Annotated in this window: 23 protein-coding genes and 1 pseudogene; 10 read left to right on the top strand and 14 right to left on the bottom strand. The window is 73.8% G+C overall.

What is annotated here, in order from left to right; translation table 11 throughout:
- Positions 1–405 (bottom strand): DAK2 domain-containing protein (locus IIE03_RS20790; protein ID WP_318843106.1); only part of this gene is annotated, 405 nt, incomplete at its 3' end.
- Between the two features lie 425 nt (positions 406–830).
- Here IIE03_RS20790 and rpmB point away from each other — a divergent pair.
- Positions 831–1,028, top strand: a complete 198-nt coding sequence (rpmB, locus tag IIE03_RS20785) for a 50S ribosomal protein L28 (RefSeq protein ID WP_192864674.1) — start codon at positions 831–833, stop codon at positions 1,026–1,028.
- A gap of 345 nt (positions 1,029–1,373) precedes the next feature.
- Entirely contained in the window at positions 1,374–1,886 is a 513-nt protein-coding gene (locus IIE03_RS20780) for a GNAT family N-acetyltransferase (protein WP_192864673.1), read from the top strand.
- Positions 1,887–1,930: 44 nt separating this feature from the next.
- On the opposite strand, the gene IIE03_RS20775 is transcribed toward IIE03_RS20780, so the two are convergent.
- Complete coding sequence (locus IIE03_RS20775) at positions 1,931–2,695, bottom strand: TetR/AcrR family transcriptional regulator (RefSeq protein WP_192864672.1); 765 nt, start codon at positions 2,693–2,695, stop codon at positions 1,931–1,933.
- Positions 2,692–3,174: a DUF3515 family protein gene (locus IIE03_RS20770; RefSeq protein WP_318843105.1), complete on the bottom strand. Its 483-nt coding sequence runs from the start codon at positions 3,172–3,174 to the stop codon at positions 2,692–2,694. Before IIE03_RS20770 ends, IIE03_RS20775 begins: the two co-directional genes overlap by 4 nt.
- Positions 3,175–3,316: 142 nt before the next feature.
- Here IIE03_RS20770 and IIE03_RS20765 point away from each other — a divergent pair, with 142 nt between their 5' ends.
- The gene (locus IIE03_RS20765) at positions 3,317–4,357 is read left to right on the top strand and encodes a thiamine-phosphate kinase (protein WP_192864670.1); all 1,041 of its coding nucleotides are present in this window, start codon (positions 3,317–3,319) and stop codon (positions 4,355–4,357) included.
- Positions 4,358–4,415: 58 nt separating this feature from the next.
- Here IIE03_RS20765 and IIE03_RS20760 read toward each other — a convergent pair whose 3' ends face one another.
- The 3 genes from IIE03_RS20760 to IIE03_RS20750 all read right to left on the bottom strand — a co-directional run bounded on the left by IIE03_RS20760 (position 4,416) and on the right by IIE03_RS20750 (position 7,020).
- Positions 4,416–4,955: a DUF6232 family protein gene (locus IIE03_RS20760; protein ID WP_192864669.1), complete on the bottom strand. Its 540-nt coding sequence runs from the start codon at positions 4,953–4,955 to the stop codon at positions 4,416–4,418.
- On the bottom strand, positions 4,925–5,746 hold the full coding sequence (locus IIE03_RS20755) for an MBL fold metallo-hydrolase (protein WP_192864668.1): 822 nt from the start codon (positions 5,744–5,746) through the stop codon (positions 4,925–4,927). Before IIE03_RS20755 ends, IIE03_RS20760 begins: the two co-directional genes overlap by 31 nt.
- A gap of 101 nt (positions 5,747–5,847) precedes the next feature.
- On the bottom strand, positions 5,848–7,020 hold the full coding sequence (locus tag IIE03_RS20750; protein WP_192864667.1) for a D-alanine--D-alanine ligase family protein: 1,173 nt from the start codon (positions 7,018–7,020) through the stop codon (positions 5,848–5,850).
- A 257-nt stretch (positions 7,021–7,277) separates the two neighbouring features.
- On the opposite strand from IIE03_RS20750, the gene IIE03_RS20745 reads away from it, so the two are divergent.
- The 3 genes from IIE03_RS20745 to IIE03_RS20735 are packed head-to-tail and all read left to right on the top strand — an operon-like array spanning position 7,278 to position 10,977.
- On the top strand, positions 7,278–9,005 hold the full coding sequence (locus IIE03_RS20745; RefSeq protein ID WP_225998100.1) for an aldehyde dehydrogenase family protein: 1,728 nt from the start codon (positions 7,278–7,280) through the stop codon (positions 9,003–9,005).
- A gap of 38 nt (positions 9,006–9,043) precedes the next feature.
- On the top strand, positions 9,044–10,210 hold the full coding sequence (locus IIE03_RS20740) for a trans-sulfuration enzyme family protein (RefSeq protein ID WP_192864666.1): 1,167 nt from the start codon (positions 9,044–9,046) through the stop codon (positions 10,208–10,210).
- Entirely contained in the window at positions 10,207–10,977 is a 771-nt protein-coding gene (locus IIE03_RS20735; RefSeq protein ID WP_192864665.1) for an AMIN-like domain-containing (lipo)protein, read from the top strand. The genes IIE03_RS20740 and IIE03_RS20735 overlap by 4 nt, the downstream gene beginning before the upstream one ends.
- A gap of 45 nt (positions 10,978–11,022) precedes the next feature.
- Here the strand turns inward: IIE03_RS20735 and IIE03_RS20730 are convergent, their stop codons facing one another.
- The 4 genes from IIE03_RS20730 to IIE03_RS20715 all read right to left on the bottom strand — a co-directional run bounded on the left by IIE03_RS20730 (position 11,023) and on the right by IIE03_RS20715 (position 15,729).
- On the bottom strand, positions 11,023–12,033 hold the full coding sequence (locus IIE03_RS20730; protein WP_192864664.1) for an NAD(P)H-dependent glycerol-3-phosphate dehydrogenase: 1,011 nt from the start codon (positions 12,031–12,033) through the stop codon (positions 11,023–11,025).
- Entirely contained in the window at positions 12,030–12,797 is a 768-nt protein-coding gene (locus IIE03_RS20725) for a lysophospholipid acyltransferase family protein (RefSeq protein ID WP_192864663.1), read from the bottom strand. The genes IIE03_RS20730 and IIE03_RS20725 overlap by 4 nt, the downstream gene beginning before the upstream one ends.
- A gap of 190 nt (positions 12,798–12,987) precedes the next feature.
- The gene (murA, locus tag IIE03_RS20720; protein WP_192864662.1) at positions 12,988–14,304 is read right to left on the bottom strand and encodes a UDP-N-acetylglucosamine 1-carboxyvinyltransferase; all 1,317 of its coding nucleotides are present in this window, start codon (positions 14,302–14,304) and stop codon (positions 12,988–12,990) included.
- 405 nt (positions 14,305–14,709) lie between these two features.
- Positions 14,710–15,729, bottom strand: coding sequence for a LacI family DNA-binding transcriptional regulator (locus IIE03_RS20715; protein ID WP_226888070.1), 1,020 nt, complete (start codon positions 15,727–15,729; stop codon positions 14,710–14,712).
- 235 nt (positions 15,730–15,964) lie between these two features.
- Here IIE03_RS20715 and IIE03_RS20710 point away from each other — a divergent pair, with 235 nt between their 5' ends.
- Positions 15,965–17,491: an alpha-N-arabinofuranosidase gene (locus IIE03_RS20710; RefSeq protein ID WP_192864660.1), complete on the top strand. Its 1,527-nt coding sequence runs from the start codon at positions 15,965–15,967 to the stop codon at positions 17,489–17,491.
- A 2-nt stretch (positions 17,492–17,493) separates the two neighbouring features.
- Entirely contained in the window at positions 17,494–19,212 is a 1,719-nt protein-coding gene (locus IIE03_RS20705) for a GH39 family glycosyl hydrolase (protein WP_225998099.1), read from the top strand.
- Here the strand turns inward: IIE03_RS20705 and IIE03_RS20700 are convergent.
- The 3 genes from IIE03_RS20700 to IIE03_RS20690 are packed head-to-tail and all read right to left on the bottom strand — an operon-like array spanning position 19,193 to position 22,259.
- On the bottom strand, positions 19,193–20,110 hold the full coding sequence (locus IIE03_RS20700) for an ABC transporter permease (protein WP_192864659.1): 918 nt from the start codon (positions 20,108–20,110) through the stop codon (positions 19,193–19,195). The genes IIE03_RS20705 and IIE03_RS20700 overlap by 20 nt on opposite strands.
- Complete coding sequence (locus IIE03_RS20695; RefSeq protein WP_192864658.1) at positions 20,107–21,123, bottom strand: ABC transporter ATP-binding protein; 1,017 nt, start codon at positions 21,121–21,123, stop codon at positions 20,107–20,109. Before IIE03_RS20695 ends, IIE03_RS20700 begins: the two co-directional genes overlap by 4 nt.
- Complete coding sequence (locus IIE03_RS20690) at positions 21,120–22,259, bottom strand: LolA family protein (protein WP_192864657.1); 1,140 nt, start codon at positions 22,257–22,259, stop codon at positions 21,120–21,122. The genes IIE03_RS20695 and IIE03_RS20690 overlap by 4 nt, the downstream gene beginning before the upstream one ends.
- 172 nt (positions 22,260–22,431) lie before the next feature.
- Here IIE03_RS20690 and IIE03_RS20685 point away from each other — a divergent pair, with 172 nt between their 5' ends.
- Both IIE03_RS20685 and IIE03_RS26915 read left to right on the top strand, forming a co-directional pair.
- Entirely contained in the window at positions 22,432–23,115 is a 684-nt protein-coding gene (locus tag IIE03_RS20685; RefSeq protein ID WP_225998098.1) for a response regulator transcription factor, read from the top strand.
- On the top strand, positions 23,115–24,587 hold the full coding sequence (locus IIE03_RS26915; RefSeq protein ID WP_192864655.1) for a sensor histidine kinase: 1,473 nt from the start codon (positions 23,115–23,117) through the stop codon (positions 24,585–24,587). Before IIE03_RS20685 ends, IIE03_RS26915 begins: the two co-directional genes overlap by 1 nt.
- A gap of 21 nt (positions 24,588–24,608) precedes the next feature.
- On the opposite strand, the pseudogene IIE03_RS20675 reads toward IIE03_RS26915, so the two are convergent.
- Positions 24,609–25,664 (bottom strand): annotated as a pseudogene (locus IIE03_RS20675) (hypothetical protein); the annotation flags it as partial.

Genomic DNA, 25,664 nt, shown 5'->3' with positions numbered 1-25,664 from the left:
CGCGGCGGCGTCGGCGGTGGTGAGAATGGTCCCGTCCGCGGGGCTGGCCACGGCCGCGCGCGCGGAGCGTGCGGCCTCCTCGAGGATCGTCGCGGCGGTGGTGCCGCGGCGGGCCTCCAGCGCGGTGCCGCGCAGCCATTCGGAGAGGATGACGCCGGAGTTCCCGCGCGCGCCGAGCAGCGCGGCGCGCGCGGCGGTGGCGAGCAGGTCGACGCCGGCCGCGTCGTCGGGCGCCGCGCGGACGGCCCGGTCGCTCTCGCGGATCGTGAGGTACATGTTGGTGCCGGTGTCGGCATCCGCCACGGGGAAGACGTTGACCCGGTCCAGGGCGGCCCGTTCGCGCCGCAGCGCGTCCGTCGCACCGCGGACCCACCTGCGCACGAGACCCGCGTCGATCTCCGTCACCGTCACTCCTGCCCCCACTCGGTCCGGTCCGCCGCGCTCATCCGCCGTCTCCTCACGTTCCGCCGGGGCGGCCTGCTGGTCCTCGTCGCCCCGGCCCGATGCCACGGGTCGGCGGCGCTCCCGCCCGGCATCCACCGTACCGGCGCGGGCGTCCGTGGCGCGGAGTCATCCGGAGTCGTCCACAGCCGGGCCGCACGACCGGGCCACACGGCCGCGGCGCGCCGCCGCGATGTGACGCATCCCCGGCCGCCGCACACGGGTACGGTTTGAGCGCGGAAGTACGGATCGGGTACGCTCTTGTGGTTGTCCGACGGCGATCTGCGGTTCCGGAGTACCGGATCGGCGGCCGGAGGGCAGATCCCTTCAACGACCACTCACCACGTCCTGCTCGTGTGCACGGACGTGCACGACACTCAGGAGACACCGTGGCTGCCAACTGCGACGTCTGCGGCAAGGGCCCGGGCTTCGGGCACAACGTCTCGCACTCCCACGTGCGGACCAAGCGCCGCTGGAACCCGAACATCCAGCGCGTGCGTGCCGTGGTGAACGGCACCCCGAAGCGCGTCAACGTCTGCACCTCGTGCCTCAAGGCCGGCAAGGTGCAGCGCCGCGTCTCGGCCTGACGCCCAGCATCGTTCCAGCGACGCCCGCCCGCGGTTCCGGCCGCGGGCGGGCGTCGCTGTCCGCGGTTCCGGCTCGGCGGACACGATGCTCGGCGGACACGGCGGCCGGACCATCCGTCGTGTGGTCGCATGCAGCGCCGCACGGTCGTCGCGTAGCGGGCCGTGCCGCCGTCGCGCGCAACGCCGCGCGGCCGCCGCACAGCGGGCCGTGCCGCCGCACCTTCGTCACCGCGTCCCCGTCACCGCGCCGCCGGATCTCCGCATAGGCTGTGGCTGGACGTCGTCCCCCGGCTTGTCGCACGGCGCTTGTTGCACGCACGATCCCGACGGTGAAAAGGTGAGGTCATGGCTCCTCAGCTCGACGAGGTGTCCATCCGCCCCGCAAGGGCCGATGACGCCGACGACATCGCCCGTGTCGACATCGCATCCTGGCAGGGCGCGTACTCGGAGATCCTCCCCGGTTCCTACCTGTCCTCGCTCGACCCGGAGGACCGCGCCGCCCTGTGGCGTGACGCGGTGGCCGCCGAGGGCACCCGCATCCTGGTCGCGGAGACCGGCGGGAGCACGGTCGGGTTCACGAGCGTCGGCCCGTCGCGTGACGAGGACGCCGAGGACGGCGACCTCGAGATCTACGCGATCTATCTCCACCCGCGGGCGTGGGGCAGCGGCGTCGCCCGGGACCTGATGCGGCAGGTGCTCGGTGACGTCCCGAGTGGCGCGTCGGTGACCCTGTGGATCCTCGAGGAGAACGAGCGCGCCCAGCACTTCTACCGCCGCCACGGGTTCGCGCCCGACGGCACCGAGCGCATCGACGAGATCGGCGGCAAGCCGATGACCCAGCTGCGCTACCGGCGCTGAGGCTGCGCCACCGGCCCCGAGCCGGCCAGGCCCGAGGGCGACGTTCAGGCCCCCCCGGCCGCCACGACGCGGTCGCTCGGCTCCAGCCCGAACAGCCCCAGCACCTGGGTCATCATGTCGTCGAACAGCTCCTCGAAGTCGCCGTAGGCGAACGACAGGTGCCCGAAGGCCGCCATGCACATCACGCCGAAGAAGCTACGCCAGGCGACGATCCACAGGTAGCCGAGCCCCAGCGGCACGTCCAGGCCGGGCGCGATCGTACGGGAGTGCTCGATGACCTGGTCGCGCAACTCGTCGGGGACCTCGTCGTCCCGCGGGAGCCACGTCGACGTCGTGGACTGCTCGAGATGCAGGGCGAACGCCGGCACGTACGCGCCGCCGATGATCCCGGCGATGTCGCGGTCGGTCTGCTCGGCGCCCTCCCGGACCTCGTGGAAGTCCGGCCCCATGATCAGCGAGAACTCGCCCGGATGCGCCTGGGACCAGGAGAACACCGTGTGGGTGAGGGCGTAGAGCTGCGCGCTCACGTCGTCGGCGGGCTGCCGGTCCCGCGCCACGATCATCTCCGCGGCCAGGCTCTCCGTGACCGTGTGGTGCACGGCCCGCAGCAGCTCGACGCGCCCGCCGGGGAAGTACCGGTAGAGGGCGGGCGAGGTGAACCTGAGCGCCTTCGCCACCGCCGCGATCGTGACGTGGCGGGTACCGCCCGAGGCCATGATCTCGCGGGCCGCTCTCACGGCCTGGCGCCGGGCCTCGGCATGGCGCCCGCTCAGGACCGGGCTGTCGGCCGTCGTGTTCGTGGTGGTCACTGACATGTCCTCTCTGGTTCGACCAGCGACACGGCACCGGCGAGGTCGATGACGAACGATGACGTGTGGTCCTCCATGACCGCCGGCGGCACCACGACCTCGACCGCGGGGTCGCGCCCGTAGGTCGTGAACGACCAGGTTCCCTGGTCGTCCGTGGCGACGATCCAGTCGATCGTCGTCCCGTTCGCGCTCTCCACGCTCTGGCACTGCGCCGACGGCCCGGGGGGCTCCACGCCGCAGCGCAGCGTCACGGCGGCGCCGGGCTCGCCCCAGGCCGCGGTGGCCTGGGAGTTGGTGTCGATCCGGGGCAGATCCTCGGCCAGCGCCTCGGGCAGGGCCAGAACCACCGACGCGCACTCCGGGTCGGCGGCCTCGGGTGCCGCGTCGACGCCGATCGTGGGGGCGCAGGCGGCGGTGGCGATCACGGCGGCCGTCGCCGGCAGCGCCGCGATCAGTGGTGCCCTTCGGCGTGAGATCACGCCGACACCGTACCTGGTTCCAGCCCGTTCCGGCCGACGAGAAGGTGAATTCCTGTCCCGGCGCGTCCTGGCACCGGGTCCCGGCGTCCGCGGACGACGTACCTGGTCAGGACGGGGCGCCGCGTTATATAGGGTGGTCCCCGTGACCGAGCGGGTGCGTGACGCGAACGAGGACGAACTGCTGCGGCGCATCTTTCCTCTCCTGCCCGTCGGTGGATCGACGCAGGTCGGACCGGGTGACGACGCCGCGATCGTGGCCGCGTCCGACGGACGGTTCCTCGTCTCCTCCGACGTCCTCGTCGAGAACCGGCACTTCCGCACGCGCTGGTCGTCCGGGGCCGACGTCGGGCACCGGGCCGCCGCGCAGAACTTCGCCGACATCGCGGCGATGGGCGGTCGGCCGACGGCGCTCGTCATCTCCCTCGTCATCCCCGGCGACACGCCGGTGGACTGGGTCGAGGATCTGGCCCGGGGGCTCGCCGAGGCGTGCAAGCCGGTGCGTGCGGGCGTCGTCGGCGGCGACCTGGCGAGCGGCGAGACGATCATCGTGAACGTGACCGTGCACGGGACCCTGGACTGGCGCCAGCCCGTGCTGCGCGCGGGCGCCCGGCCGGGCGACGTCGTCGCCCACGCGGGGACGCGCGGCTGGTCGGCCGCCGGGCTGGCGCTGCTCGACTCCGGCCTGATCCGCCCGACGCACCAGCATCCCCTCGTCCGGGCCTACCTGCGGCCCGACCCGCCGCTGGAGGCGGGCCGCCTCGCCGCCCGGGCGGGTGCCACCGCGATGCTCGACGTGTCGGACGGACTGCTGCGCGACGCCGGGCGGATCGCCCTGGCGTCCGACGTGCGGCTGGACCTGGAGGAGGACGCGTTCGCCGACGACCGGCGCGCCCTGTCCGACGCCGCGCTCGTCGTCGCCCAGGCAGCCCTGCGCGCGGGCGGTGCCGGAGACCTCGTCGGCGACATCGGACAGGCGGAGGCCGCCAACCGCCTCATGAACCAGTGGATCTGGGCCGGCGGCGAGGACCACGGGCTCCTGGCGACCTTCCCGGAGGACGTCGCGCTGCCGGAGGGATGGACCCGGATCGGCCGGGTGCATCCGCCCGGCAAGGCCGCGCCGCGCGTCACGATCGGCGGGCGCCGGCCGGTGGTGGCGTCCGGCTGGGACCACTTCGGGGGGTAGGCGCCGCGTTCCGGGACGACGACCCCGGGCCGACGACGGTGTCGTCCGCCCGGGGAGCTCACCGCACGACATCGACCTTGTCCGGCGCACCGCCCAGGTCGCAGAAGTCCTGGGCGTTCGTGAGCAGCCTCATCTCCTCCGAGAACTCGTGCTCCTTGTCGTGGTGGCCGTGGCCGACGGCGTCGCGCAGCCGCTCCAGCTCGCCGTTCTTGTTGAGCGAGAAGACCCGCACCACGTAGCCCGTGCTCGACTCGATCTCCAGGCACGCGAACGGCGGGCAGGGCGCGCCGCGCATGCCGTAGGCGAGGAGCGCACCCGCCGCGACCACGAGCAGTGCGGGGCCCACCCAGAACAGCGGCTCCAGCACACCGAACAGCAGGAAGCACGCCCAGGCCAGCGCGACCAGCAGGACGACGCCGGCCGCCTGCCCGGGCCAGCCACCGGGCATCCGGCGGCGTGGCTTGCCGATCCGGTGGATCCTCGCCCGCTCCAGGTTCCCCAGGGGGAACATGATTCCGCTGACGGTGAGGATGCCGCGGTGGACCCGCGGCGTCCACGTGGTCTCCTTCAGCCCTTCGAGCTTCCAGAACGCTGCCAAGGTCCCGCCTTTCTCGCTCCGTGGCGCAGGCTCGAGCCCACGCCGTCCGCTCGCCATCTCGCGATCCGCGTCGCCTCGCCCATCGATCCCCGCCAGACCGGGCCGTGCCCGGGGAGCACGACGTCCGCGTCCAGTCCGGCGAGCACGTCGAGCGACGCGTCGGCGGCGGCCGGGTCGTGTGCGAAGAACGCCGGGGGCAGCTGCGGCCCGGTGAGCCGCGCCAGGGGATGGGCGGTGATCAGGGCGTCGCCCGTGGCCAGCAGGCCCCCGGGCAGCATGTAGGAGGTCGACCCCGACGTGTGGCCGGGTGTCGCGACAGGTACGGGCGCTCCGGGCAGGTCGAGCGGTTCCCAGGAATCGCCGTCGGGCAGCGGGATCGCACCGGGCAGCGGACGGCGGCGCAGCGCCCCGGCCCGCGCCACGTCGAGCGCCCACCGCACGACGCCCGGTTCGCCGAGCCGGCGCACGACGTCGGACGCTCTCGGCTGCTCGAGCTCACCGCTCGCCGCGCGCCCGGCGTCGGCCGCGGACATGTGCACGGGCGTGCCGTACTCGCGGCGGTAGTGCAGCGCGCCACCGATGTGGTCGGCGTGGGCGTGCGTGATCACGATGGCCCGCACGTCCCGCGGGTCGCACCCGATCGCCACCACGGAGGCGACGACGGCGGCCGTGTCCCCGGCCCACCCGGCGTCGATCAGGGTCAGGTGCCTGCCCTCCCGCAGCAGGTACCAGTTCACGTGCGTGCCGGAGCAACGGAAGACGTCCGGCGCGACGCGGCTCACCACGACCATCCCGGACCCCCTTGACCTGCGACGACAACCTCAGTAAGGGTGCCATCCAGGCAATCAGGAGTAAAGGGTGAATCCGGAGATGGTCACTACCGACGCGCAGGTCAGCGCAGGCCGACGGGACGTTCGAGCGCGAGCTGGATCAGCTCGTCGATCAGCTCCGGGTACGGGATGCCGGAAGCGGCCCACATCCTCGGGTACATGGAGAAGGGCGTGAACCCCGGCATGGTGTTGATCTCGTTGACGACGACGCGCTCGTCCGCGCCGACGAACACGTCGACCCGCGCCAGCCCCTCCGCGCCGACCGCCTCGAAGGCGCGGATCGCGACCTCCTGGATCTCCTTGATCACATGATCTGGCAGGTTCGCGGGGCACGACAGCTCGACGTCGGCCTCGGCAAGGTACTTGGCCTCGAAGTCGTAGAAGTCGTGGTCGCCGGCCGTCACCGCGATCTCGCCCGGCAGGGACGCGCGCGGACGTGCCCCGGCGCGGCCGCCCAGCACGGCGCACTCGATCTCGCGGCCCTCGAGACCGGCCTCGACCATCACCTTCGGGTCGTGCTCGACCGCCGCCCGCACGGCCGCGTCCATCGCGTCGAGGGAGTCCACGCGCGAGACGCCGAGCGACGAGCCGGCCCGCGCCGGCTTCACGAACAGCGGCAGGCCGAGCGCGGCCACCTCGGACAGGACCTCCTCCCGGCGGGCGTCCCACTCCCCCGGGCGGATCACGGTGTACCGGCCGATCGGCAGCCCGTGGCCGGCGAACACCATCTTCATGAAGTGCTTGTCCATGCCGACCGCGGAGGCCAGGACGCCGGACCCGACGTACCGCACGTCGGCCAGCTCCAGGAGCCCCTGGACCGTGCCGTCCTCGCCGTACGGCCCGTGCAGCAGGGGGAAGACGACGTCGACCTCGCCGAGCACGGACGGTACCCGGCCCGCCTCGATCACGCGCACGTCGCGCGACCCCGCGCGCAGCGGGAGCACGACCTCGCCGGGGGCGGCGGGCACCTCGGGGACCTTGCCGTCGGTGATGGCCCAGCGACCGGCGTCGTCGTCGGCTACGACCCACTGACCGTCCTGGGTGATGCCGACCGGCACGACGTCGTACCTGTCGCGGTCGATGGCGCCCAGGACGCCGCCCGCGGTGGCGACGGAGATGCCGTGCTCCCCGGAGCGCCCGCCGAACAGCACCACGACCCGCGGCCGGCGGCCGGGATCGGGTGCGGCCCCGGCGGGCTCGGGCGCGGAGTGCTGGGCATGGCTGCGGTTCGACATCGGCCCCGACACTACCCGACGGCGGGCGAACCGCATGCCGCCTCGGCATACCACGACCGTTCCTACGGGCGGACCGCATACCGCCCGGGCATACTCCGACCGGTCCGGCGACCGGCCCCACGACCAGCCCGGCGTCGCCGACGAACGGACCTTGGCATTCGCGCCACCGGTGGCGGCATCCCACGACTGGCCCTGGCGCCTACCCCGCGGAACGGGGCACAATCACCCCCAGGGACAACTGACTCCGACTTCAACAGATGCAGCAGTCGAAGGAGACCGCAGCGATGGCCGTGACCGACGCACCACCCACCCACCCCGAGCTCGACCAGGCGCTACGTGACCTGCGCGCCGGCGCCGACCGCTGGGCCGCCCTCCCCGTCCCGGACCGCGCCCAGGTGTTCCGCGAGGTGTTCGACGCCGTCGCCGGCGTCGCGCGGGAATGGGCCGAGACCGCGGCGCGCGCCAAGAACATCCCGGACGGCTCGGTACTGGCCGGGGAGGAGTGGATGAGCGGCCCGTACGTCGCGCTGGAGTCGTCCGCCGCCTACGCCCGCGCGTACGAGGCGATGGCGCGGGGCCGGTCCCCGGTCGACGGGCTCCCCATGCGTGCCGCGCCCGGCGGCCGCACCGCCGTGCGGGTGCTGCCGCGCACGGCCCAGGAATGGGTCCTGTTCCACGGGTTCTCCGCCGAGGCGTGGCTGCCGCCCGGCGTCTCCCCCGAGCAGGTGCGCCGCGAGGCAGGGCTCGACGCCGGCACGGTGGGCACCAGCGGCGGCGTCGGCCTCGTGCTCGGCGCCGGCAACATCTCCTCGATCGCGCCGCTCGACGCGTTCTACGAACTCGTGGCGGCGGGCCGCACGTCGCTCGTGAAGCTCAACCCGACCTTCGCCGGCCTGCTCGGCGTCTACGAGAAGGCGCTCGCGCCGCTGATCCGCATCGGCGCGGTCCGCGTGGTGAACGGCGACGGCGCCGTCGGCGCCTACCTGACCGGGCACGACGACGTCGACAAGGTGCACATCACCGGCTCCCGGGCCACCCACGACACCATCGTCTGGGGCCGCGGCGACGAGGCGGCACGCCGGCGGGCCGAGCACGACCCCCGCCTCGCCGTCCCGATCACCAGCGAGCTCGGCGGCGTCTCGCCGATCATCGTGGTCCCCGGCCGGTGGTCCGACGCCGACCTGCGCTTCCAGGCCGAGCACGTCGCCACGATGCGGCTGCACAACGCGGGCCACAACTGCATCGCCGGCCAGATGGTGGTGCTGAGCGCCGACTGGCCGCAGAAGGACGCCTTCCTCGCCGAGCTGCGCCGCGCGTTCGAGCGGCTCCCCGCGCGCGAGCCCTGGTACCCGGGCTCGGCCGACCGCATCCGCGACGCCGTGGCCGCCCACGCGGGCGCGGAGACGATCAACGGCCGCGTGCTGCTGGAGTCCACGGGCGACGACCCCGCGTGCGACACGGAGTACTTCGCGCCCGTGCTCGCCTGGAGGCAGCTCCCGGGCGCCGGGGCGGAGTTCCTCCGCGCCGCGGTGTCGTTCGCCAACGAGCGGCTGGAGGGCACGCTCGGTGCGAACGTCGTCGTCGACCCGGCCGCCCGGAAGGCGATGGGAGCGGCGTTCGACGAGGCCCTCGCCGACCTGCGCTACGGCACGATCGGCGTCAACGCCTGGACCGCCGTCGGCTTCAACCTGGCCGGCGCCACGTGGGGCGCATTCCCGGGCAACACCCTGGAGGACGTCGGCAGCGGGATCGGCGTCGTGCACAACGGCCACCTGCTGGCCGGGCCGGAGCGCACCGTCGTGACCGGGCCGTTCCGGGAGTTCCCGCGCTCCGTGGCGGGCGGGGAGTTCTCGCTCTTCCCGAAGCCGCCGTGGTTCGCGGGCGCCCGCACCGCGGCGACCACGGGCGAGCGGCTGACGCGGTACGCGGCGGCGCCGAGCTGGTCCCGCCTCGTCGCGGTGCTGGCACCCGCCTTCCGCGCCTGACGCCCGGCCGCGGGCGGCCGCCGTCGTACGCTCGCGGCATGAACCATCCACGTCCCGACCTGGCCCCCGCGACCCTCGCCGTGCACGCCGGGCGGCCCGGCCACCGGCAGGGCGGGCCGGTGAACCCGCCGATCCCGCTGAACAGCACCTACGTCTCCCAGGGCGAGGTCCCGCCCGGCGAGCTCGCGTACGCGCGGGCGGACACCGACGCGTGGCACGCCTTCGAGGATGCCCTGGCGGCCCTGGAGGGCGCCGCGGAGCGCGGGATCGTGTTCTCCTCCGGGATGGCCGCGATCGCGGCGGTGCTGGCGCTCGTGCCCAGCGGCGGGATCCTGGTGCTCCCGTGCCACGCCTACCAGACCACCGGCGCGTACGCGGCCGACCTCGCGGACCGGCACGGCGTCACGGTGCGGCGGGTCGACATCGCGGACACGGACGCCGTCGTCGCGGCACTGGACGGGGCCGACCTGCTGCTGATCGAGTCACCGACCAACCCGATGCTGGAGGTCGCTGACCTGCCGGCGCTGATCGCGGCCGCCCGCGAGCGTGGCGTGCGCACCGCCGTGGACAACACGTTCGCGACCCCGCTCGGGCAGCGCCCGCTCGCGCTCGGGGCGGATCTGGTGGTGCACTCGGTGACCAAGTACCTCGCCGGGCACTCGGACCTGGTCCTGGGCGCGGTGCTGACCAGCGACGCCGGCCTGGCCGAACGGGTCCGCGGGCACCGCACGCTCCACGGCGCGATCGCCGGGCCGTTCGAGACCTGGCTGGCGCTGCGCGGCCTGCGCACCCTCCCGCTGCGGTTCGAGCGGGCGTGCGCGAACGCGGCCGAACTCGCCCGGCGTCTCGCCGAGCACCCGGGCGTGGCGGAGGTGCGGCACCCGTCGCTGCCGGGCGACCCGGGACACGAGCGGGCGTCGGCCCAGATGGACCTCCCCGGGGCGATCGTCGGCGTGCGGACGGTGACGGATCCGGGCACCGGTCCCGCCGCGACGGCGGACGCGGTCGTCGCCCGGTGCCGGCTGTGGGTCCCGGCCACGTCGCTGGGCGGGGTCGAGTCGTTGATCGAGCGACGACGGCGATGGGGCACGGAGTCCGCGACGGTGCCCGAGGACCTGCTGCGCCTGAGCGTGGGGATCGAGGACGTCGAGGATCTCTGGGCCGACCTGGACAGAGCCCTGCGGCCCGATACGCTGGGAGTATGACCCTGCGCCGGAGCCTCGCGGCCGCCCTCGTCCTGCCGGTGGTCGTGGCCCTCGCGGCCGCGGGCTGCACCCGGAGCGACGACCTGGACGGCGTCCCGCTGGAGACCTTCGCGACCGACGGCGCGACGAGCGCCCCGTCCCCGACGGACGACGGCACGGGGGCCGGCGACGAGGACGACGGCGCCGGGGCAGGCGAGGGAGACGACGGCGGCACCGGGGACGACGGCGGCACCGGGGACGACGGCGGCACCGGGGACGACGGCGGCACCGGGGACGACGGCGACGGCGGTGGCGCGCCGCCCACCACCGCGCCACCGTTCACCGCCGACACCAGCCCCGACCTCGCCGGGCCGACGGGCACCGGCGACACGTTCCTGACGGTGACGGACATCCGGACCGGCGTCCACCCCGGGTTCGACCGCGTGGTCTTCGACCTGGACGGCATCGGCCCGGGCACGCCCGGCTGGGACGTCCGGTACGTCCCCGAGGCCCTCGACGACGGCAGCGGCCACCCCGTGGACGTCACGGGCGACGCGATCCTCCAGGTGAGGATCTCGGGCACCGCGGCGCCCACGGACTCCGGGGTACCGGACGCCGACCGCACGCCGATCCGGCCGGAGAACGCCGAAGCCGTCGAGGAGATCGTGTACCGCACCTGGTTCGAGGGCTACAGCACGGCCTTCGTCGGTGTCGACGAGGCGGAGCGCCCCTTCCGCGTCTTCCTCCTCACGGACCCGGTCCGCGTCGTCCTGGACGTCCAGCACTGACAGTGTTGTCCGGAGCCGCCGGGCTCAGCGCTCGGTGGCGGCGCCTCAGACGCTTTCCGACTTGAGGGGGCGGGACAGGAGCACCGCGCCGAGCTCGTCGATCGGCAGCTTGCCCGAGATCACGCCGACGACACCCTCCGTGATCGGCATGTCCACGCCGTGGGTGCGCGCGAGGTCGAGGACCGACGTCGACGACTTGACCCCCTCGGCCGTGCCACCGGTGGCCTCGATCGCCTCGTCCAGGGACATGCCCTGGCCGAGGTGCTTGCCCAGGGTGTGGTTCCGGCTCAGGGGGGACGCGCACGTCGCGACCAGGTCCCCCATGCCGGCAAGCCCCGAGAACGTCTCGGGGCGCGCCCCGAGCGCCATCCCCAGGCGCGTGATCTCCACGAGACCGCGGGTGATGAGCGTGGCCGTGGTGTTCCAGCCGAAGCCACGGCCCTGCGCCATGCCCACCGCGAGCGCGATGATGTTCTTCACCGCGCCGCACAGCTCCACGCCCACGACGTCGTCGTTCGTGTAGGGCCGGAAGTAGGGGGCGGAGCAGGCGTCCGCGACGAACCGGGCGGTCGCCTCGTCCGGTGCGGCCACGACGCTGGCGGCGACCTGGCGTTCGGCGATCTCGCGGGCCAGGTTCGGGCCGGACACGACGGCGACCCGCGCGGCCGGGATGTCGAGGGCCTCGGCGACGACCTCGCTCATCCGCTTGTCGGTGGCGAGCTCGACGCCCTTCATCAGGGACACGACCACGGCGTCGGGCGCGAGCAGATCCTTCATCGGCGCGAGCGTGGTCCGCGCCACCTGGGACGGGATCGCGGCCACCACGATGGCGGCGCCCGCGAGCGCCTCGGTGGCGTCGGTGGTGGCGCGCATCGGCGGCAGCGCGACGCCGGGCAGTCGCTTGGGGTTCGCGTGGTCCTCGGTGACGGAGCGCGCCACCTCGGGGTCGCGGCCCCAGAGGACGACGTCGCATCCGGCGTCGGCCAGCACCATGGCGAACGCGGTGCCCCAGGCACCGGAGCCGAGAACGGCGACGCGCGTCGGCTCGCCGCTCACGGGCGCTCCACGGGCGGGTAGTCGGTCCGCTTGGCGTTGTACTCGGGGTGCTTGCGCAGGTCGAAGCGGTGCTTCGGGGGTTCCTCGCCACGGATCTCGGCGAGCTGGCCGGTGATGGCGTCCATGACCCGTTCCGTCGCCTCCGCCAGGACGGCGCTGTCGAGCGGCTTGTCGTAGAGGTCGGAGAGGTCCACCGGTTCGCCGACCGAGATGACGACCTTCTTCCGCGGGAACAGGCTGGGGACGCGGCCGTACCTGGGGAGCGTCTTGTGGGCGCCCCACTGGGCGATCGGGACGACGGGCAGCTTCGAGGCGAGCGCCATGCGGGCCATGCCGGTCTTGGCGACCATCGGCCACAGGTCGGGGTCCCGGGTGAGGGTGCCCTCCGGGAGGATGACGACGGCGGCGCCGTCGCCGAGCAGCTTGCCGGCGTCGGCGAGGGACTGCGCGGAGGACTTGGTGCCGCGGTCCACCGGGATCATGTTCGTCCACCTGAGCGCGAACCCGACCGGCGAGTCGAACAGGGAGCGCTTGGCGAGGATCCGGGGTTCGTAGCCGCTGTCGTAGACGAAGTGCGCCAGCGGCAGGGGGTCGATCTCGGTGACGTGGTTGGCCGCCGCGATGAACCCGCCCTTGGTCGGGAAGTTCTCCTGCCCTCGCCAGTCGTACTTCCACAGGCTGAAGCCGAGGTGTCGCACGCAGAACGCGACGAATCGGTACGCACGGGTCTGCGGCGGACGGGATCGGGGACGAGTGTGAGGCACGGCGAAACAATACCCGCCGGGGCTCCGGGCCGAGGCCGCGCCGCCAGGACGCGGTTCCCGTCCCGGGCACGACGTTTCCGTGCGTCGCCCGGGTGGTGACGGCGGAAGGCTCGTGCCCGGGACGGGAACCGCGTCCTCGGCGCGGGCCGGCGTCGTCGTACCGCCTCGGCCGGCACCGGGCGGCCGGACCTCAGTCGCGGGAGACGTCCGCGCCCAGGGCGACGAGCTTGTCCTGGAAGTTCTCGTAGCCGCGGTCGATCAGGCGGATGCCGCGGACCGTGGACTGCCCCTTCGCGGCGAGCGCCGCGATGAGGTGGCTGAACCCGCCGCGCAGGTCCGGCACCTCGATGTCCGCCGCGGCGAGCGGCGTCGGGCCGGAGATCACGGCGGAGTGGTGGAAGTTCCGTGCGCCGAACCGGCACGCGCCGCCGCCCAGGCACTCCTTGTAGACCTGGATGGTGGCGCCCATCTTGCGCACCGCCTCGGTGAAGCCGAAGCGGTTCTCGTAGACCGTCTCGTGCACGATCGACAGGCCCTTGGCCTGGGTGAGGGCGACGACGAGCGGCTGCTGCCAGTCCGTCATGAAGCCGGGGTGCACGTCGGTCTCGAGCACTATCGAGTTCAGGTCGCCGCCGGGGTGCCAGAACCGGATGCCGTCGTCCTGCACGTCGAAGCGTCCGCCGACCTTCCGGAACGTGTTGAGGAAGGTCATCATCTCGGGCTGTGTCGCACCCTTGACGGTGATGTCGCCGCCGGTCGCGAGCGCGGCCGAGGCCCACGACGCCGCCTCGATGCGGTCCGCGAGGGCCGTGTGGTTGTACCCCTCGAGCCGGTCGACCCCCTCGATGCGGATCACGCGGTCGGTGTCGACCGAGATGATGGCGCCCATCTTCTGCAGCACGGCAATGAGGTCCATGATCTCGGGCTCGATCGCGGCGCCGGACAGCTCGGTGACGCCCTCGGCGCGGACCGCCGTGAGCAGGAGCTGCTCCGTGGCGCCGACGCTCGGGTAGGGCAGCGAGATCTTGGTGCCCTGCAGCCGGCGGGGAGCGCGCAGGTGGATGCCGTTGGGACGCTTGTCGACGACGGCGCCGAACTGGCGAAGGATGTCCAGGTGGTAGTCGATCGGCCGGTCGCCGATGCGGCAGCCGCCCAGGTCGGGGATGAACGCCTCACCCAGCCGGTGCAGGAGGGGGCCGCAGAAGAGGATCGGGATGCGGCTGGCGCCGGCGTGCGCGTCGATGTCGGCGACGTGCGCGGACTCGACGTTCGAGGGGTCGAGGTCGAGGATGCCCGCGTCGGGGTCGTACTTCACGGCGACACCGTGCAGCTCCAGGAGGCCGGAGACCACCTTGACGTCACGGATCTGCGGCACGTTGCGCAGCACGCTCGGGGTGTCGCCCAGCAGCGAGGCGACCATGGACTTCGAGACGAAGTTCTTGGCGCCGCGCACCGTGATGGAACCGTTCAGCGGGTTCCCGCCGTTCACGTAGAGAAGGTCGTTCATGTCCTCGTCGTCGCCTTGTCGTCGATGGGCAGTCGATGGCCGGCCGTCCGGCGGACCCGGCCGGTGCCGCGGGACATGTCGTCGCCGGGGCCGCGTGCCCCGGACGATCCTGCCCCGCCGGGCACGAGCGTGCCAACACGCCCCGGGCCGAGAGTATTCACGTTCACTACACCTTCACCCGCCACGCACCGTGGCGCGCGGGGACACGCCGCGCGCGTGGCGTGCGACACGCCGGGAGACGACACGTCGCCAGACCGTGGGAGGGCGCCACCCGCCGCGTTCGGTACAACGTTTTCACCCTCCGACCCGATCGATCCGCAGTGTGATCTATACCACATGTCGGACGGCTCCGGCGAGGCCGCGCGCCTGGACACCCCGCGTGCCCGCGGCAGCCGTTCGGCCGCGTCAGGCCGACGGCACCGAGTCGCCGTGGGCGCGCGTGGTGCCACGGACGATGAGACGCACGTCGCTGACGACGTGCTCCGGCTCGGCCGTCCGGTCCTCCAGCTGCCGGCGCAGGAGCCGTAGGGCGGCGGTCACCATCGCGGCGTGGTCGGGATCGATCGTCGTCAGACCCGGCACGAGGTGCTCGGAGATGCCCAGGTTGTCGAAGCCCGCCAGCTGGACGTCATCGGGCACGCGCAGCCCGGCGTCGTGCAGCCCGGCGAGGGCGCCGATCGCGACCTCGTCGGTCACCGCGAAGATGCCGTCGATCTCGGTCCCGCCGGCAAGGGCGTCGGCGATCGCGCCGCGCGCCTCGGCGATCGAGTAGGTGCGCAGCGGGATCACGAGCCCGGGATCGGGAGGCAGGCCCGCCTCCTCCAGCGCCCGGGACCAGCCGTCGGCGCGGTACGTCGCCATCTCGGGGTGCGCCGCGGACAGCTTTCCCCCGAGCACCGCGACCCGCCGGGCGCCACGGTCGATCAGGTGCTCGGTGGCGAGCCGCGCCCCGGCGACGTTGCTCATCCGGACGCGGTGGTACCGCTCGGGTACGGCCTGCTCGCCGAGCAGGACGATCGGCACGTCGGGATGAATGCGGTCGAGGTCGGCCATGTCGAGGCCGACGGCGCTCAGCAGGACGCCGTCGTACTGCTGGAGCCGGGCGAGCGAGAGCGCGGAGAGCTCCCGCTCGCGGCTCGCGCCGGACTGCTCGACGACGAGGTGCATCCCCTCGGGCGCCAGCGCCTCCGAGATCCGTGACGCGAGCTCGCCGTAGTAGTGCAGGTCGAACTGCGGCACGATCAGGCCGATCGTGCCGGTCCGCCCCGACCTCAGACGCCGGGCGGTCAGGTTGATCTCGTACCCGAGCTCCTCGACCACCTCGAGCACGCGCAGCCGCGTGTCGGCGCCCACGTTCGACCGCCCGTTGAGCACGTTCGACACGGTCATCACCGAGACGCCGGCCGCCCGTGCCACGTCGCTCATCGTGACCATTCGTCTCCTCTCCACGACGGGTCACTCTGCCAGCCCGCGGACCGCATCGCGCACCCGCATCCCCGGCCGGTCACGAAACGGTGACGATCCGGCACCGCCGACTTGACGGAGCCGCACCACGGTGGTCGACTCCTGCCACGGAGATTTAACGATAAATCTGGCCGACAGATCTCGCGGACACCGTAGTTCGAGGACGGCAGGGACGCCGTCGTACCGGAAAGGCGACATGACCACCACAGCGATCATCAACCTGGACCTGCCCGGCCCGGTCATCTCCCGTCACGTGTACGGGCACTTCGCCGAACATCTGGGCCGCTGCATCTACGGCGGGTTCTGGGTCGGCGAGGACGCGGAGGTGCCGCACGTCCGGGGCATCCGGCGCGACGTCGTGGAGGCGCTGCGCGCTCTGCGGATCCCGAACCTGCGCTGGCCCGGTGGCTGCTTCGGCGACACGTACCACTGGCGCGACGGCGTCGGGCCGCGGGACCAGCGGCCACGGATCGTGAACAGCCACTGGGGCGACGTCGTCGAGGACAACGCCTTCGGCACGCACGAGTTCCTCGACCTGTGCGAGCTGCTGGGCGCCGAACCGTACGTGTCGGGGAACGTCGGTTCGGGCTCCGTCCAGGAGATGTCCGAGTGGGTCGAGTACCTCACCCGGGCCGACGACTCCCCCATGGCCGCGCTGCGCCGGGCGAACGGCCGGGACGAGCCGTGGCGCGTGCCGTTCTGGGGCATCGGCAACGAGACCTGGGGCTGCGGCGGCAACATGCGGGCCGAGCAGTACGCCTCCCTGGCCCGCCACTACTCGACGTTCGTGCGCGACCAGGGCGACAACTCCGTCTACCGCATCGCGGTGGGTCCCCACGACGACCAGTACGACTGGACCGAGACCATGATGCGGTCGTTCGACGACCTGGCCGCCGACCCCGGGGCACCCGCCCGCCCCTTCCAGGCGCTGTCCCTGCACTACTACACCATGACCGGTTCGTGGGCGGACAAGGGCGAGGCGACCCGCTTCACCGAGGACGAGTGGTACGTCGCGCTGTCCCGCGCGTCGCGGATGGAGGAGTTCCTCACCCGGCACGGCACCGTGATGGACCGCTACGACCCGCACCGCAAGGTGGGCCTCGTCGTCGACGAGTGGGGCACCTGGTGGAACGTGGAGCCGGGGACGAACCCGGGATTCCTGTACCAGCAGAACACGCTGCGCGACGCCCTGGTGGCGAGCACCCATCTCGACGCGTTCCACCGGCACGCGGACCGCGTGGTCATGGCGAACATCGCCCAGACGGTCAACGTCCTCCAGGCGATGCTCCTCACCGACCCGGACTCCGGCGCGCTGGTCCGCACGCCCACGTATCACGTGTTCGAGATGAACACCGGCCACCACGACGCCGCGTCGCTGGACGTCCACCTGCGCGACGTCCCGACGCGAGAGGCGGACGGACGCGCCCTTCCCCTCGTCTCCGTCACGGCGTCCACCAGGGACGACGGCGCCCTCGTCTCGCTGAGCAACCTGGACGCGAGCGAACCCCGAGAGGTGGTGCTCGACCTGCGCGGACGCATCGCCGAGCCGGGCGGAGCACGGATCCTCACCGCGCCCGACCTCCGGTCGCACAACACGCCCGACGCGCCGTCGGCCGTCGCTCCCGTCCCGTTCGACGGCGTGCGCGAGCACCCGCGCGGACTGCTCGTGGAGCTGCCGCCGCACTCCTACGTCACCGCCGGGCTCCGGCTCGTGAAGGGATGACCATGAACACGATGTCCGACGACGCCGCGTGGGCCGGCGGCCCGCCCGGCGACGGCGCGCCGTCGTCCACCATCCTGCGGATCGACGGCGCCGAACCCGCCGAACGCCCGCTACGGCACATCTGGAACGAGTGCGTCGGGGCGGGCCGCGCGCACGAGGCGCTCCGGGCGGACTGGCAGGAGCACCTCCGCGAGGCCGTCGCCGTCCTCGGCGCCCGCTACGTCCGCTTCCACGGCGTGTTCCACGACGACATGTTCGTCTACCGCACGACGAACGGCGGCGGCTTCGGCCCCGGGGAGCCGCTGCCGGAGCCCGTCCACACGTTCTCCTACGTCGACAAGGTGTTCGACGCCGTCCTGGACGCCGGGGCGCGGCCGTTCGTCGAGCTGGGCTTCATGCCGCGGGAACTCGCCAGGGACACGGAGACCGTCTTCTGGTGGAAGGCGCACGGCAGCCCGCCCGCCGACCTGGACCGGTGGGTGGAGCTCGTGACCACCACGGTGCGGCACTGGATCGACCGGTACGGCGTCGAGGAGGTGCGCCGCTGGCCGTTCGAGGTGTGGAACGAGCCGAACCTGGTGCCCCACTTCTGGACGGGGACCCGCACCGAGTACTTCGAGCTGTACGGCGCGACGGCGCGGGCGATCAAGGCGATCGATCCCGGGCTCCAGGTCGGCGGGCCGTCGACCAGCGTGTTCGTGCCCGACGACCGGTACCGGGGCGAGACCGAGGACCGCACGCAGGAGTACGCGACAGCCGCGGCCGAGGACGTCGACGCGCTGGTCTGGCGTCCCGTATGGATCGAGGAGTTCCTCGACTGGTGCGCGGCCCACGACGCCCCCGTCGACTTCGTCACCACCCACCTGTACCCGACCGACTACGCCTTCGGCGCCGACGGCGAGGGGCACGCCATCAGCCGGTACGCCGACGCCACGCCCGACGACCTCGTCGCGCTCCACGAGGTGATCGCCGCCAGCCCGTTCCCGGGGGCGGCGATCCACATCACTGAGTGGTCGACCTCGCCGTCGAGCCGCGACGCGATGCACGACACGGTCTATGCCGCGACCTACATCGCGCGGGCCTACCTGCGGTGCGCCGAGCTCGCCGACTCGATCTCCTACTGGACGTTCACGGACGTGTTCGAGGAGGGCGGCGCCGGCATCGGGCCGTTCCACGGGGGCTTCGGCCTCGTCAACGAACAGGGCATCCACAAGCCGACCTTCCACGCGATGGCGATGCTCGCCCGCCTCGAAGACCGGCTCCTGCTGTCGACGCCGCACGGCGTGCTGACGCGCTCCGGCGCCACCGGCGAGCTGGCCGGGCTCTTCCTCAACTACCCCGAGGAGATGGGCCGCGCCTCCGTGGGGTCGCGGGACACCTACGCCGCGACCCGCCCGCTGGCCGATGTCGGCCCGGCGCGCCGGATCCGGCACCGCGTCGAGGGACTGAGGCCGGGCGCCCGGTTCCTCGTCGAGGTCCTCGACCTGGAGCACGGGAACGTGGCGGAGACGTGGCACCGGCTGGGCTCGCCGCTCAACCTGACCCGGGAGGAGACCGCGCGCCTGCGCGCCGAGGCCGACGCGCTCCGGCGCGAAGAACTCACGGCCTCGCCGTCGGGGACGCTGGACCTCGACGTCGACCTTCCTGCCTGGGCCGTGATGTCCGTGGTGGAGCAGCACCCGGCGCTCACCCGACACGGGGTCAGCCGTCGCGGGTCGTGAGGCGGGCGTAGGCCAGGGACAGGCCGATGACGAGGTAGCTGAGGGCGCGGATCGTGCCCTCGGCCAGGGCGTCGAACGGCACCGGGTCACGGATCAGGTCGACCAGGCCCGTCACCGACGTCGGCAGCAGGTACGGGTGCAGCCAGTCCAGCGCGGAGAACTGCATCAGCACCCCGAAGACGATCAGCCCGCCGAGCACGCTCACCACGACCAGCATCGGATGCTCGGTGGAGGCCGAGATCGCCAGCGCGACGGCGCCGACGGCCATCAGGTAGACCGTGGCCCAGGCCACGGCGACGGCGAGCCGCCACAGCACGTCCGCGACCGACAGCTCCGTCCCCGACATCGACACCAGACGGTCGGTCCCGGCCAGGACCAGTCCCGTCGCCAGGCCGGACACGACCACGAGCAGGGCCGCGACGAACGCGACGACGAGCACGCCCGCCGCCTTCACGGCCAGCAGGCGCCCGCGGGACACGGGGGCGAGCAGCCAGCCGCGCAGCGCGCCGTGCGACTGCTCGCCGGCCAGCGCGTCCCCGCTCGCCATCGCGACCGTCAGCGGCAGCAGCATCATGAGCAGCGTCATCAGCGACCCCAGGGGCAGCACGAACGCGCTGGTGGCCATCGTGACGAAGATCGGCGGCCCGCCGCCGGGGCCGGGGCCGGGACCCGTCTCGGCCGAGGTGACCGGTCCGTCCAGCGTGAGGTCGACGGCTACCCCGGTGATCACCGGGAGCACGGCGAGCAGCGCCAGGACGACGAGCGTCCGCGGACGCCGGAAGATCCACCGCACCTCGGCCCGCAGCAGGCGGATCAGCGGGACGCGGCGCCGGGCGTCCGGCACCGCGGCGTCGGCCGGCCCGGTCCGCGGCGCGGTCCTCGGCTCTCCAATGGTCATCGCGTCTCCTCCGCCTCGTCGCCGTCCAGCGCGCCGACGAGGTCTCCCACGTCGTGCGTCAGCCTGGCGAACGCCTCCTCCAGGCCCGTGCGTTCCCGCCGGGCCTCGTCGACGCCGATGCCGGCGCGGACCAGTGTCTCGATCACCGTCGCGGACGTCGTCGTCGCGATGTCCACGCGGACGCCGTCGGGCGCGAGCCGCGCGGGGATGCGGCCCGTGCGCAGGGCGTCCACCGCGCGGGCGCCGTCGGGCGTGGACACGAGCAGCGTGGGGCTGCCGGACTCCAGCAGGTCGTCCAGCGCGCCCTGCGCGACGACGACGCCTTGGTTCAGCACGACGACGTGGGTGCAGGTGGCCTCGACCTCCGCCAGGAGGTGCGACGACACGAGCACCGTCACGCCGCGCGCGTGCAGCTCCGCGATGATCCGGCGGACCTCCTGCGTCCCGGCCGGATCGAGGCCGTTCGTCGGCTCGTCGAGGACGACGAGGCGGCGCGGCGCGAGCAACGCCGAGGCGAGGCCCAGGCGCTGCTTCATGCCGAGCGAGTACGCGCGGTACCTCCGCGTGGCGGCGTGCGCGAGCCCGACCCGCTCCAGCGCCGCGGACACGGCGCCGTCCAGTTCGCCGTCGGCCAGCAGCGGCTCGGCGGCGGCAAACCGCAGCAGGTTCTCCCGGCCGGACAGGAACGGGTGGAAGCCTGGGCCCTCCACCAGCGCCCCGACGTGCGGCAGCACCCGGTGGGTGTCCCGCGGCACCGGCACGCCCAGCAGCTCGATCTCCCCCTCGGTCGGCTGGACGAGCCCGAGCAGCATCCGGATGGTCGTCGTCTTGCCGGAGCCGTTGGGCCCCAGCATGCCGACGACGGCGCCCTCCGGGATCTCCAGGTCGACGTCGTCCACGGCGACCGTGCTGCCGTACACCTTGCGCAGGCCCCGGGTACGCGCCGCGACGGCGGTCCCGGAGGGGTTACCCGCCCCCGGGACCGCCGTCACGGCGGTGTGCGCCGTCGTCACTGCTGATCCGCGCCGTCGAGGGCGTCGACGAGCACCTGCCGCGGCACCGCGCCCGCCGCGATCCGGCCGTCGTCGGTGACGATCGCGCCGCCGACGGCGATCTCGACGTGCACCCCGGAGCCGAACTCGCCGGACACCGGCGTGCCGAACTGCTCGAGCATCCCGGCAAGGTCCTGGTCGCCTCCACCGAACTCGCCGAGCGCCCCGGCTTCCTCGCCGAGTTCCCGCGCGGGGCCGGCCGCCTCGCCGGACCTCGCCTCGGCGGGCATCTCGCCGATCACGACGGTGTCCCAGCCGTCGCCGATCGTCGTCGTCCGCTCCTCGAGCGCCCCGGCGTCGCGTCCGCCGTGCTTGCCGGCCTCGGCCGCGACGTCGTCCGCCTCCGCGGACTCGACCTCGGCGCCCTCGGGCGGCGTGAACTCGAACAGCTCCGCGTCCTGCGCGCCGACCTCGAACTCGACGAAGCCGAGGGAGAGGACGGGGTCCGTGGTGCCGTTGGCGAACACCTCGAGCCGCAGCGGCGCGCGTGTCTCCTCGTCGATCGCGACCGTGATCTCCCGCAGCAGCGTCTTCTCGGACGGCTTGGGCGTCAGCACGAGCTCGTACGCGTCCCGGCCCGCGACGCTCGCCGTGCCGTCCACGAAGATGTCACTGGTCGGGCGGAGCCGCTCGATGATCTCGGCCGCCGCCCGCGACGGGTCCGCCAGTTCGGCCTCGGCGTGGTCGCGCGCGGCCGCGGCGTCGTCCTCGTCCCAGGTGAGCTGCCTCGCGGCGTGCTCCTGCGAGTCGTAGGCCCACGCCTCCTCGGTGTTCGTCACGAACGTGAGCTCGGACGCCGGTCGCTCGATCTGGACGCGTGTGCTCTCCGCGCCGTCGTGGAAGACGCGCACGGACTCGAAGTCGAGCGCCTCCGCGCCCGGCACGGGCGGCAGGCCGAGCTCGTTCGTCACCTCGGCCACGCCGTCGAACGCGGGCGGCCGGGCCTCCAGCGCGGAGGTGACCAGTTCCTCGGCGCCGATCTCAGGCAGCACCGGGTCGTCGTCCGCACCGGCGGGCAGCGCGCTCAGCGCGAGTCCCGTCAGCCCGACGGCGATCCCCGATCCCGCGGCCACCCATGCCTTCGTCCTCGGCCTCATGTCCTGGCTCCTTCGTCTCGTCCCGGTGTCGCTGCCCCGACACCTCAACGATGCCGCCCCGCACCTGAGACCACCCTGAGACGTCGCCCCCACCTGAGACAACCCTGAGAACGCCCGCGCGCCCGGCCGAACCGGGCTTCGGGGGCGGGTCGGATACGGCATGCTGGCTGGCATGAGACCGCAGATCCTGGTCGTCGACGACGAGGCGGGCGTGCGCAAGGCGCTCGACCGCGGCCTGCGCGCGGAGGGCATGGACGTCACCGTCGCCGCCGACGGGCCGGCGGCGCTCCGCCTGGCCCGCACCGGGTCGTTCGACGCGATCCTGCTGGATATCATGATCCCGGGGCTGTCGGGGTACCGCGTGCTCGAGGAGCTGCGGTCCGCCCGGGTGACGACGCCGGTGCTGCTCGTCTCGGCGAAGGACGGCGAGGTGGACCAGGCCGACGGGCTGGACCTGGGCGCCGACGGCTACGTGGTCAAGCCGTTCTCCTTCGTGGTGCTGGTGGCCCAGCTGCGTGCCGTCCTGCGACGCGCGGCCACCGGGACCACGCGGGGCCGGATCAGCCTCGGGCCGCTGACCATCGACCGTGGCACCCGGACGGTGCGGTACGACGACGCCGAGGTGCCCCTCAGCCCTCGCGAGTACGCGCTGCTGGAGGCGCTGGCCACGCGGCCCGGGACGGTGCGGACCAAGCAGGAGCTGCTGGACGAGGCGTGGGGCGACGAGCAGGCCGCGACCCGGAACGCCGTCGAGGTGTACATCGGCTACCTGCGCCGCAAGCTGGCCGCCGCCGGGGCCGACGGTCTGGTGCGGACCGTCCGCGGGCACGGCTACCAACTCGGGGACCCGCGCTAGTGGGAGCGTCGCCGGGCGGGCGCGGGACCGGCGGCCCCGGGACGGGCGGGCGCGCGGCGGGCGGGCGCGGTACGGGCCGTCTCGCGGCCGGCCGGCGCTGGGCGGGCACGTCGCTGCGGCTGCGGATCACGGCCCTCGCCACGGCGATCACGCTGGCGTGCCTGCTGGGCCTGGCGACGGTCGCCGGCCGGGGCCTCGGGCCGCTGCTGACGGACGCCGTGGACGACGAGCTGGCCGCGGCGCTGACGGGCGCGGCCCGCGAGGTCGTCGCGGGCCGGGCGCCCGTCGCCCCCGACGGCCTGGAGGTACGCGTCCTCGACACGGCCGGCGCCCCGGTCGACGGCGGCGAGAAGTCGCGGGGCGACGCTCGCGCCGCGCCGGTCCTGTCCCGCGACCAGGTCCGCGCGCTGAAGGCGGGCACGCCCATCACCACCGTGCCGCCGCCCACGGAGAACGGCGGCCCCCGCCCGCCGGTCCGCCGGCACGGCACCGTCGTCACCGCCCCGGACGGGAGCCAGCGCCTCGTCGTGGCCGGGGCAGGGCTCGTCGGCCGGAGCGCCGCCGAGGCGGCGGGCGGCCGGTGGCTGCTGGTCGTCGCGCTCGCCGGGACCGTGGTGGCGGGAGTCGCGATCTGGTTCGCCGTCGGGTCGGCGCTGCGCCCGGTCGCCCGGATGCGGCGGTCCGTGCGCGGGCTCGCACCCGGCGCCCGCGTCGAGGTGCCCGACGCCGCCGCGGGTGAGCTGCGCGCCCTGGCCGACGACTTCAACGCGCTGCTCGACCGGTCGGAGGCCACCGCGGAGCGGCTGCGCCGGTTCACGGGCGACGCCGCGCACGAGCTGCGCTCCCCCGTGGCCTCCATCCGCGTGCAGTCGGAGGTCGCCGTCGCGAACCCCGATCCGGAGCTCTCGCAGGAGGTGCACGCCGACGTCCTGGCCGACGCCGAGCGGCTGTCGGCGCTGCTCGACGGCCTGCTCGCGCTGGCGCGGTCGGACGCCGGGGAGCTGCCGCCGTCGGACGACGTGGACCTGGTCGGCGAGGTGCGCGCGGCGGTCGCGCGTGCCGGGGAGCAGCCGGTACCGATCGCGGTGAACGCCATGGCCGGCGAGGCGTGGGCCGCCGCCGCGCACACCGAGGTCGAGCTCGCCCTCGACAACCTGCTGCGCAACGCCTGCCGGTACACGCGCACGCGGGTGGTCGTCTCGGTGCTCTCGGGCCGCTCGAGCGTCCGCGTGCTCGTCGACGACGACGGCCCGGGCGTGCCACCGGAGCACCGGTCGAAGATCTTCGACCGCTTCTACCGGGTCTCGGACGACCGTGCCCGCGCCTCCGGCGGAGCCGGGCTCGGCCTGGCGCTGGTCGCCGAGCTCGTCCGCCGCCGGGGCGGCCGGGTCGCCGTCGCCGACTCCCCCGACGGCGGTGCCCGCTTCACCGTGGTGTGGCCCCGGGCGGGCGGAGGTGCGGGCGCCGGCTGAGACACGTCCCGGAGCGCCCGGTCAGAGGGACGACGCCGCCGAGCGGGCCACCTCCATGGCGTCGTCGCACAGCGTGTCCCGGTCGGACTCCCCCGTCAGGTGGATGCGCAGCAGCTCGCTCACGGGACCGTCGCCCTCGGGGCTCGGGCCCCGCTGCGCGACGACGTCCACCAGGCAGCCGTCCTCCCAGTGGTCGCCCCGCTCGTACGCGGTGTGGCCGGACGCGGAGAACCTCGTGCCGTCGTCCGGGTCGTAGCCCTCGTCCCGCTGGAACAGGAGGCGTAGGTCGCGGCCGTCGTCGCCGTCCCACATGCAGTCCCATTCGGCGAACTCCCGCCGGGGGCCCACCACGTCGTCGAGGTTCAGCGCCGTACGGAGCGCGCCGTCGGACGGCAGAGCGCAGGTGCTGCGGCCGATGGCGGAGCCGGGCAAGGGCTCGGCGGTCCGGACCGGGATGTCGTCCGCGGCGACGTCGGCGACGGCCCGGTCCGCGACGGATTGCACCAGGTCGCACAGGTCCGTGCCGGAACCCTCGACGTGGGACGCCTCGAACGAGAAGGTGTACCGGTCCTCCGGGCCGAAGACGACGTCGCGCGTGCACTCGCCGTCGCTCTCGGCGGAGTACACCGTCACGCCGTCGTGCTGGTCCGCGACGTCGCCGTCGGGGTCCTCGCCGGTGAACATCGTCAGCTCGACCTCAGCGGCGGATTCGCCGTCGGCGACCGTGACGTGGCACTTCTGGAACTCGCCGCGGTCGCTGTCGATCGACGCGGTGCCGAAGGAGCCCAGCGCGCCCGGATGCAGCAGCTTGCACGGGTCCCAGGACGCCTCGCGCGCGGCCTGCGCGCTCTTGGCCGGGAAGCGGAGCGGCGCGGCAGGTGCCCGCTCCGACGCGTCGGCCCGGCCGGCGTTCGCGCCGGCGTCGTTCGCGGCGGGGGTCGGCGTCGGCTCGGGGCCGGCCTCGGCCGACGACGCCGGGCTCGGGCCGGCGGACGCGTTCGCCCGCTGCGGCTTCTCGTCCCGCTTCACCTCCGCGGGGGCGTCCGCCCTGGCCGCGGCCCGCGCGGCCGCCTCCCC

It is taken from the genome of Myceligenerans pegani (assembly GCF_014892515.1).
In the GTDB taxonomy this organism is placed as follows: Bacteria; Actinomycetota; Actinomycetes; order Actinomycetales; family Cellulomonadaceae; genus Myceligenerans; species Myceligenerans pegani.
Note: the sequence above shows the minus strand (reverse complement) of the source record. Positions and strands in the feature narration are given on the sequence as shown.